This window comes from Micropruina sp., from assembly GCF_047607385.1.
In the GTDB taxonomy this organism is placed as follows: Bacteria; Actinomycetota; Actinomycetes; order Propionibacteriales; family Propionibacteriaceae; genus Micropruina.
Window position 1 is genome coordinate 74302 of record NZ_JASGDE010000041.1, and the last position, 9444, is coordinate 83745.

5 protein-coding genes are annotated in these 9444 nt (G+C 71.2%); 2 read left to right on the forward strand and 3 right to left on the reverse strand.

The features are described from left to right. Positions 1 to 10 precede the first annotated feature (10 nt). Together QM582_RS04410 and QM582_RS04415 are read left to right on the forward strand one after the other, a co-directional pair. On the forward strand, positions 11 to 2134 hold the full coding sequence (locus QM582_RS04410) for a S9 family peptidase (RefSeq protein WP_415082098.1): 2124 nt from the start codon (positions 11 to 13) through the stop codon (positions 2132 to 2134). Between the two features lie 211 nt (positions 2135 to 2345). Further along, positions 2346 to 3293 (forward strand): RNA polymerase sigma factor RpoD/SigA, encoded by a 948-nt coding sequence (locus QM582_RS04415; RefSeq protein WP_415082100.1) that lies wholly within the window; start codon positions 2346 to 2348, stop codon positions 3291 to 3293. A 155-nt stretch (positions 3294 to 3448) separates the two neighbouring features. Here QM582_RS04415 and QM582_RS04420 read toward each other — a convergent pair whose 3' ends face one another. From QM582_RS04420 to hrpA, 3 genes are all read right to left on the reverse strand, one after another. Next, positions 3449 to 4303 carry an acyl-CoA thioesterase gene (locus QM582_RS04420; protein ID WP_415082101.1) on the reverse strand — a complete coding sequence of 285 codons (855 nt, stop codon included), beginning with the start codon at positions 4301 to 4303 and terminating at the stop codon, positions 3449 to 3451. Then, complete coding sequence (locus tag QM582_RS04425) at positions 4303 to 5202, reverse strand: PAC2 family protein (protein WP_415082103.1); 900 nt, start codon at positions 5200 to 5202, stop codon at positions 4303 to 4305. Before QM582_RS04425 ends, QM582_RS04420 begins: the two co-directional genes overlap by 1 nt. A gap of 169 nt (positions 5203 to 5371) precedes the next feature. Beyond that, positions 5372 to 9361: an ATP-dependent RNA helicase HrpA gene (gene hrpA, locus QM582_RS04430; RefSeq protein ID WP_415082107.1), complete on the reverse strand. Its 3990-nt coding sequence runs from the start codon at positions 9359 to 9361 to the stop codon at positions 5372 to 5374. Positions 9362 to 9444 lie beyond the last annotated feature (83 nt).

Genomic DNA, 9444 nt, shown 5'->3' on the forward strand with positions numbered 1-9444 from the left:
GGTGGTCGGCATGCTTGAGCCGCCGCGCCCGCCGGCCCGTCCCGTCGTCCGCAGCCATCACGGCGACGACTTCGTCGACGACTTCGCCTGGATGAGCGATAAGCACGCCCCCGAGTTCCTGGAGCACCTGGCCGCCGAGAACGCCTACACCGTGGCCCGCACCGCGCACCTGGACGCCCTGCGCGAGGAGCTCTACGGCGACATCCTGGCTCGGACCCGGCAGACCGACCTGACCGTGCCCGACTTCGTCCGGCACGGCGACGGCTCCACCTGGTGGTACTACAGCCGCTCGGTGGAGGGCCTGGACTACCCGATCCACTGCCGGCTGGCCGCCGGCGATCCGGACCTGATTCCCGACGTCACCGAGGCGCCGGCAGACGAGCAGGTGGTGCTGGACGAGAACGAACTGGCCCGCGGCCAGAGCTTCTTCGCGCTCGGCATGTGCGACGTCTCGCCGGACGGCACCCGGCTGGCCTGGAGCGAGGACCTGTCCGGTGACGAGCGGTACCGGCTGCGGGTGATCGACCTGGCCACCCGCACCGACCTGCCGGCTCCGGACGTGGTGGTCGCCGGCGGCGGCTGCTGGTGCGGCGACGACCGGCTGATCTACCTGACCGTGGACGACGCCTGGCGTCCGGACCGGATCTGGCTGCACACCCTGGACGATGACGGCGCGGACCTGCTGCTGTGGCACGAGACCGACGAACGGTTCTGGCTGGGCGTCGACGAATCGCGGGACCGGGCCCGGGTGCTGCTCGCCGCGGAGAGCAAGCAGTCCGGCGAGTACCGGCTGCTGGACGTCGCCGACCCGACCGCCCTGCCCCGGCCGCTGGCCGCGCGCCGCGACGGTCTGGAGTACGGCGTCGAGGTCGGCACCGACGCCCTCTACATCGTGCACAACGGCAACGCGCCGGAGTTCCGGCTGTCCCGCGCGCCGTTCACGGCGTCCGGCACCGACGACTGGGAGCCGCTGGTGCCGCAGCGCCCCGGCGTCCGGATGCTCGGCGTGCACGCCTACGCCGGCCATCTGGTGCTCACCTCCCGCCGCGACGGCCTGCCGCTGATCGAGATCCTCACCCGGGACGCCGAGGGCGGCTGGGGCGAGCCGGTGCCGATCGGGTTCGACGAGCCGCTGTACAGCGCCGGAGCGATGTCCGCCGACGACCCGGCCACCGACCGGATCCGGCTGGTGCACGAGTCGCTGGTCAGCCCGCGGCGGCTGGACGAGTACCGGCTGGACACCGGTGAGCGCCGCACCCTGAAGCAGACCACGGTGCTGGACCACCCCGTGCACGGCAGCTACGACCCCAGCCGCTACGTGCAGCGCCGGGAGTGGGCGACCGCACCGGACGGCACCCGGGTGCCGTTGTCGATCGTGCATCGCGCGGACGTCGTGCCCGACGGCACCGCACCGGCGCTGCTGTACGGGTACGGCGCCTACGAGCATTCGCTCAATCCGTGGTTCTCCATCCCCCGGCTCAGCCTGCTGGACCGCGGCTTCGTCTGGGCCATCGCGCACGTCCGGGGCGGCGGCGAGCTGGGCCGCGGCTGGTACGAGCAGGGCCGGCTGCTGGCCAAGCCGAACACCTTCACCGACTTCGTCGCCTGCGCCCGGCATCTGGCCGACACCGGCTGGACCAGTGCCGACCGGCTGGTCGCCCAGGGCGGCTCGGCCGGTGGCCTGACCATGGGCGCCTCGGTCAACCTGGCGCCGGACGCCTTCCGCGCGGTGCACGCAGACGTCCCGTTCGTGGACGCGCTGACCACCATCCTCAACCCGGACCTGCCGCTGACGGTGACCGAGTGGGAGGAGTGGGGCGACCCGCTGCACGACGCCGAGGTGTACCGCTGCATGAAGGGCTATACGCCCTACGAGAACGTCCAGCCGGTGCGCTACCCGTCGGTGCTGGCCACCACCAGCCTCAACGACACCCGGGTGGAGGTCACTGAACCGGCCAAATGGGTGGCCCAGCTGCGCCGCACCGTGCCGGCCGACGAGACCCGTCCGATCCTGCTGCGCACTGAGCTGGTCGCCGGCCACGGCGGCGTCTCGGGTCGCTACCAGGCCTGGCGTGACCTCGCCTTCGAGCTGGCCTGGATCATCGATCAGGCCGCGCCGGAGACGCTCGGCTGAGCCGCCCGAGGGGTATGCCCCCTCGTGGCACCGCGCCGACAGGTCCGGTCCGGCGGCTGCCGATCGACCACCAGCCCCCGGGGTCGGCGTCCGAGTACGACCGTGGTCTTGGTTTGCCGCTCAGGGCTGGGCTCAGGGTTCATTGAGGGCCGTCGAGTGAAACAACGGCGCTCCCGCTGCGTTGTACTGATCACGGAGCGAAAGGACACACATGATCTCGACTGCGCACCGGATCCGGAGCACTGACGGAATCGACGGCAAGGACGCTGTTGGCCTTTACCTGGACGGAATCGCCAAGACGCCGCTGCTGACCGCCGAAGAAGAGGTTTTCCTCGCCAAGCGGATCGAGGCCGGACTGTATGCGAAGGCACTGCTGAACGGCACCACCGGAACCGAAGCCACGCCGCCGAAGGGCGCCACCACCGACGAGCTCGAACAGATCGCCGCCGAGGGTGACGCCGCTCTGCAGCGTTTCATCACCGCGAACCTCCGGCTGGTGGTGTCGGTGGCCCGCAAGTACGGCCGGGCCCAGATGCCGCTGCTCGACCTGGTTCAGGAGGGCAACACCGGCCTGATCCGGGCGGTGGAGAAGTTCGACTACAGCAAGGGCTTCAAGTTCTCCACCTACGCCACCTGGTGGGTCCGTCAGTCCATCTCGCGCGGCATCGCGCAGCAGGGCCGCATCGTCCGGCTGCCGGTGCACGTGGCCGAGCAGGTCAACCAGGTCTCGGCGGTGCGCCGCACCCTGGAGCGCCGCTTCGGACGCGAGCCCGAGCTGGTGGAGATCGCCGACGAGCTCGGCCTCACCGAGGAGCAGGTGATCGACCTGCTGCGGCTGGCCCGCGACCACGTCAGCCTGGACGCCCCAGTCGAGGAGGACGGCGACACCGCGCTCGGCGACCTGCTGGCCCGCGAGATGTCCCCCGGCCCCGACGAGATGGTGCTGGACGCCGAGGACCGGGCCCGCCTGGACGGCATGCTGTCCGCCCTGGACGAGCGCTCCGCGGACGTGGTTCGCCGCCGCTACGGCCTGCTCGACGGACGCCAGGCCAAGCTGGCCGACATCGCCGCCGTCTGGGGCATCACCGCCGAGCGGGTCCGCCAGATCGAACGGCACGCCATCGCCAAGCTGCGCAGCACCCAGGACATCGCCGCCTGACCCCCTTTTGGAAGCGGCCCGCCCCATCCCCCCGGGGCGGGCCGCTTCGTCATGTGCGGCGACTCTCTACGAGGTGCACCCCGACGAGCAGATCGTTCACGTCCTGCGCATGTGGACGCGCTACGAGTGACCCTGGGGGTCCTCGATGGTGCCGGTCAGGCGTCCAGGAAGCGGATCAGGCCCTCTTGGGCGCAGGACGCCGCGAGAGTGCCGTCGCGTCCGAACAGCCGGCCCTGGGAGAAGCCCAGGCCGCCGGACGCCGAGGGCGACGACTGGTCGTAGAGCAGCCATTCGTCGGCGCGCACCGGGCGGTGGAACCACATGGCGTGATCGATCGAGGCGGCCTGCAGGCGCGGCGACAGGAACTCCACCGGGTGGGCCAGCACGCTGACCGACAGCAGCGAGATATCGGAGAGGTAGGCCAGCACCATCTGGTGCAGTCGCGGGTCGTCCGGCAGCCGCGACTCGGCCCGGATCCACAGCTGCAACTGGGCCGGGCCCGATTCGTTGCCGAGGCTGGGCTCGGTGGCGTAGCGGGCCTCCAGCGCTCCCCACTCGGCCTCCCAGACCGCGGCCGTCCGCGACGAGCGCTCCCCCAGCACCTGGGCGGCGGGGCGGCAGGCGTCCGGTGCCGCGACGCCGAGCGGGAACGGGTCGGCATGGTCCAGCCCGTCCTCGTGGACGTGGAACGAGCAGACCATGGAGAAGATCGGCCGGCCGTCCTGCCGAGCCACCACGCGGCGCTGGCTGAAGGTGCGGCCGTCCCGGGTCGATTCGACCACGTAGAGGATCGGGGTGGCCGGTGAGCCGGGTCGCAGGAAGTAGGCGTTCAGCGAGTGCGCCAGCCGCTCCGGGGACACCGTGCGGTAGGCGGCAGCCAGCGCCTGGGCGAGCACCTGCCCGCCGAAGGAGCGTTGCAGCACCGTCTCCGGCTGTGGGCCGCGGAACAGGTCGGTGTCGATCTGTTCCAGTTCCAGCAGACCCAGCAGTTCTCCGGTGGTCCGGGGCATCAGCCCTGCCCGTCGGAGGAGTCGTCCTGCTCGGCCAGGAACTGCTCGACCGCGGCACCGATCTCCTCCGCGGTCGGCACCGAGGCCCGGCCCGATTCCGAGAGCTGGTCGTACTGCTCTTCGAGCGCGGCCAGCACGGCCGGGAACTCCGAATCCTCCTGGACCTCGGCGGCGATGGTGGCCAGCTGCTGCTCGGCCTCCTCGTCCAGGTCGCCCAGTGGGATCTCCAGCCCGGTGGCGTCGTTCATCCGGCGCAGCACCGCGGCGATGGCCTGCGGGAAGCTGGACTGGGCCAGATAGTGCGGCACGTGCGCCACGAAACCCAGCCCGGTCAGCCCGGTCTGGCCGGCGCGATACTCCAGGGCCGCCGAGAAGCTGCCCGGAATCTGGATCCGGTCGATCCACAGCGGGTTGCCGGTGGCCAGGTTCGGATCGGTGGAGTGCGAGGTGACCAGCGTCGGCCGGGTGTGCGGCACCGCCATCGGGACGCCGCTCGCGGTGAGCAGCATCGCGGAGTCGAGCCGTTCGGCGATGCCCAGCACCGCGTGGGTCATCCGGCGCCATTGGCTGTCCGGCTCGGGACCGGCGAGCAGCAGGAACGGGACGCCCAGGGCGTCCGTCACCCGGTACAGCAGCAGCGAGAAGTCCTTCATCGAGACCCAGCTGTTGGTGTCGAAGACCATCTGCGGACGCCGGCTGCGGTAGTCGTGCAACTGGTCGTGATCGAACTCGGCCAGCACCTCGTGCTCGCAGTATTTGAGGATGTGGGCCGCCAGGCTTCGGTTCACCGAGGCCGCGTCCACATAGCCCTCGAAGAGGTGGATCAGCACCGGACGAGCGCCGTCCAGGCTCGACCAGACCTCGGGGTCGAATGTGTAGAGCAACCGGGGATCGATCACGCCTGCCACCCTAGCGCGGGCGGTCTCGACCGCCGAGGGACTACGCCGAAGGCGTACGCGCGGCGATGCTCTGCCCCATCCCGGCGCTCGCCTAACTATTTGGGGCTCGCCGAATTCGGCGAGCCCCAAATAGTTAGGCGAGCGGATGGGTCGGCGGCCGGGATGGGGATCAGCGGGTGGCTGTCGTCGAGACCGCGGCCATCGCCGTCCGGACGCGTTTGGCGGACACCGGCGCGGCCGTCCCCAGGGTCTGGGCGAACAGGCTGACCCGGAGTTCTTCCAGCAACCAGCCGACGTCGGCGACATCGGTGGGCAGCGGGCCGGCCGGGTAGCGGGCACACAGCGCGGCGTACTCGTCCTCGAGTTGCTCGATCACCTCGGCGCCGGCCCGGTCCCGTCCCGGATTGCTGCGCACGGAGCTGAGCCGTAATTCGACCGCGTGCAGGTAGCGCGGCAGCCGGGACCAGTGCGGCTCGGGGGTGCCAGCGATGAAGCCCTGATGGATCAGCCCGGCGAGCTGCTCGGTGACGTCGGCACGGACCCCGGCCGGCGCGGACGGCAGCGCCAATTGGACGCGCTGGTGGCGCTGCAGCAGCTCGCCGGTCGTGCTGACGATGGTCAGCATCCGGTCGGCCGCCTGGGCCCGGACCCGGTCCCGCAACAGGGCGAAGGCGGCGGCGTCCCGGACCAGCCAAGGATCGCCCGGCCGGGGATTCGACGACGCCGGCCACACCGACGGCCCGATCAGCGCACCGGCGGCGGCCAGCCGGGCGTCGGCGAGCAGGGCCGGCACCGACGGGTACGGGGACGCCGCCAGCGCGAATTTGACCGGGTTGCCGAGCCGGGCGACCACCCAGTTGGTCGGATCGGGGCTGGTCAGCACGACCAGCCGGCGCAGCCCCCGCAGGTGGGAGCGGACGGCCTCGTCCGGTGTCGCGTAGACCGTCACGCCGACCGCGTCACCCCGGTCGGACAAGGCCGGATAGCCGACAACGGCACCGTCGACGCGTTCCGCGACGGTGCCGAACGCCCACTCCCGGGCACCGGCGTGGGTGTGCTCGGCCGCGCCGGCGTTCAACTCGGCCCGCACCTGCGCGCCGAGCTTCTCGGCCAGCGCGGGAAGATCCTTGCCGGTGGCGACCTCCTCGCCGTCGCGGGTGACCACGAACCGGACCCGCAGGTGGTCGGGCACCGCGTCGATCCGCCAGGCGTCGGCCGGCACCTGGACGCCGGTGAGCGTCCGCACCGCCCGGCCCAGTCCGTCCGGCAGCGACTCCCCCGCCACCGGGTTCTCGGCCAGCCAGGCCATCGCCCGCTTCGCGGTGTCGGGCGCGGGCACCAGCCGAGCCCGCCACTGCTTGGGCAGGGTGCGGACCAACTCGGTCGCCAGCTCCTGCCGCAGTCCTGGGATCTGCCAGCCGAAGTCGTCCGCAACCACCTGGTTCAGCTGGGCCAGCTCGATCTCGACGGTGACGCCGTCGTGGCCCGAGCCGGGGTCGAAGACGTAACTGACCGGCAGCTCGAGCTCGCCGGTGCTCCAGTGGTCGGGGAACTGGTCGGCGTCCACCCGCTGGTCGGTGAGCATGTCCTCGGGGGCCAGGTCGAGCAGGTGCTCGTCGCGGCGCCGGGCGTCGCGCCACCAGCGGTCGAAGTGCGCCACCGACACCACGTCGGCGGGGACGCGGGCATCGTAGAAGGCGAACAGCGAGGCGTCGTCGGCGAGCAGGTCGAGCCGCCGGGTTCGTTCGGCCAGCTGTTCGGCGTCGGCACGGACGGTTTCGTTGCGGGCCCAGAAGTGGTGCCGGGTGTGCCACTGTCCCTCGACCAGCGCGGACTGGATGAACAGCCGGCGGGACTCCTCGGGGTCGATCCGGCCGTAGGAGACGGTCCGGCCGGCGACGATCGGGACGCCGAGCAGGGTGACCCGTTCGGTGGCCACGACCTGTCCGGAGCGGGCCGACCAGCGCGGCTCGGAGTAGCTGCGGCTGAGCAGGTGGGCGCCGACCTCCTCGACCCAGGCCTCCTCGATCGGGGCGACGGTGCGTGCCCAGAGCCGGGTGGTCTCGACGAGTTCGACGGCCATCACCAGCGGCGGGTTGACCCGGGCCGCGGCTGAACCGGGGCTGATCGCGAACCGGCTGCCCCGGGCGCCCAGGTACTCGCGGGGACCGCGTCGGCGTTTGTCACCGGGCCGCTTCTCCCCCGGTTTGGGCGCGGACCGCTCGTCCAGCAACCCGACGTGCGAGAGCAGTCCGGACAGCACCGCGATGTGCACCCGGTCCACCCCCGCCGGCTCGGCGTTGCGGGACATGCCCAGGTCGCGGCAGACCGTCTTCAGCTGCTCGTTGAGGTCCTCCCACTCACGGACCCGGAGGAAGTTCAGGAACTCCTCGCGACACATCCGCCGGAAGGCGTTGCCGGAACGTTCCCGCCGGGAGCGGCGCAGGTAGCGCCACAGCCGCAGCAGGGCGGCGATGTCGGACGGGTCGCGCGGGGCGTCCTTGCCGTCTTCGGGTGACTCGCTGAAGAAACGGCGGTGCAGTTGATCGGCCTGTTCCTGCTTGTCGGCGGGCCGTTCCCGGACGTCCGGCACGGTCAGCCCGGCGACCACCGCCTGGGCCTCGCGCAGGCAGCCCTGGCGTTCGGCCTCGACCAGCATCCGGCCCAGCCGGGGGTCGACCGGCAGCCGGGCCAGCTGATGTCCGATCGGGGTCAGCCGGACGCGTCCGTCACGAGCGCCGCGTCCCCGCCTCCCGCGTCCGCTGGTCGGAGCCCCACCACCGCTGGTCGAGCTTGTCGAGACCGCTGGACTCGCCGAGTCGGGTTTCGACAAGCTCAACCCTCGGTTGGTCGAGCTTGTCGAGACCCCTGGACTCGCCGAATCGGGTTTCGCCACGCTCGACCCGCGCGACTCGGGCTCGATCGCGCCCAGTTCGCTGAGCAGTCGGAGCCCGTCGCTGATCTGTGCTTTGTCGGGCGGCTCGACGAAGGGGAAGGCTGCGATGTCGCCGAGCCGGGCCTGCGCCATCTGCAGGATGACCGAGGCCAGGTTGGTGCGCAGGATCTCGGGTTCGGTGAACTCCGGACGGGCGGTGAAGTCCTCCTCGTCGTAGAGCCGGATGCAGACGCCGGGAGCGACCCGGCCGCAGCGTCCGGCCCGCTGGTTCGCGGACGCCTGCGAGATCGGTTCGATCGGCAGCCGCTGCACCTTGGTGCGCGCCGACCAGCGGGAGATCCGGGCGAAACCGGGGTCGATCACCGAGCGGATGCCCGGCACGGTCAGCGAGGTCTCGGCGACGTTGGTGGCCAGCACCACCCGCAGCGTGGTGTGCCGGGCGAACACCCGGTGCTGCTCGTGCGCCGACAGCCGCGCGTACAGCGGCAGGATCTCCACCTCGCGTCGGGTGAGCTGCGACCAGTCCAGGCCGGCGATGGCGTCCGCGGCGTCCCTGATCTCGCGCTCGCCGGAACAGAACACCAGGATGTCGCCGTCCGGGCCGTCCAGCATCAGTTCGGTGACGGCGTCGCAGATGCCGTCGATCAGGTCCCGGTCGGTACCCGACTCGATGACCGGACGCCAGCGCAACTCGACCGGGTAGGTGCGTCCGGAGACCTCGATGATCGGGGCGTCGCCGAAATGCTCGCTGAACCGGGCGGTGTCGATGGTGGCCGAGGTGACGATCACCTTGAGATCCGGACGGCGCGGCAGCAGCTGTTTCAGGTAGCCGAGCAGGAAGTCGATGTTCAGGCTGCGTTCGTGGGCCTCGTCGATGATCAGGGTGTCGTAGCGGCGCAGGTCGCGGTCGTGGCCGATCTCGGCGAGCAGAATGCCGTCGGTCATCACCTTGACCCGGGTCTGCCGGCTGGTCTTGGCGGTGAACCGGACCTGGTAGCCGACCACCTCGCCCAGCGGCGTCCCGATCTCTTCGGCGATCCGTTCGGCCAGACTGCGGGCGGCGATCCGGCGCGGCTGAGTGTGTCCGACGCGTTGGCGTCCGGCGGCCAGGCAGAGCTTGGGCAGCTGGGTGGTCTTGCCCGAACCGGTCTCGCCGGCCACGATCACCACCTGGTTGTCCCGGATCGCGGCGACGATCTCATCGGCCCAGGCAGCGATCGGCAGCGCGGCATCGACCGCCAACTTCAACTGCGCCTCGGACACGGCCGCCCAGCCTACCCACCCCGGCGCTCGCCTAACTATTTCGGGCTCGCTGAGTTCAGCGAGCCCGAAATAGTTAGGCGAGC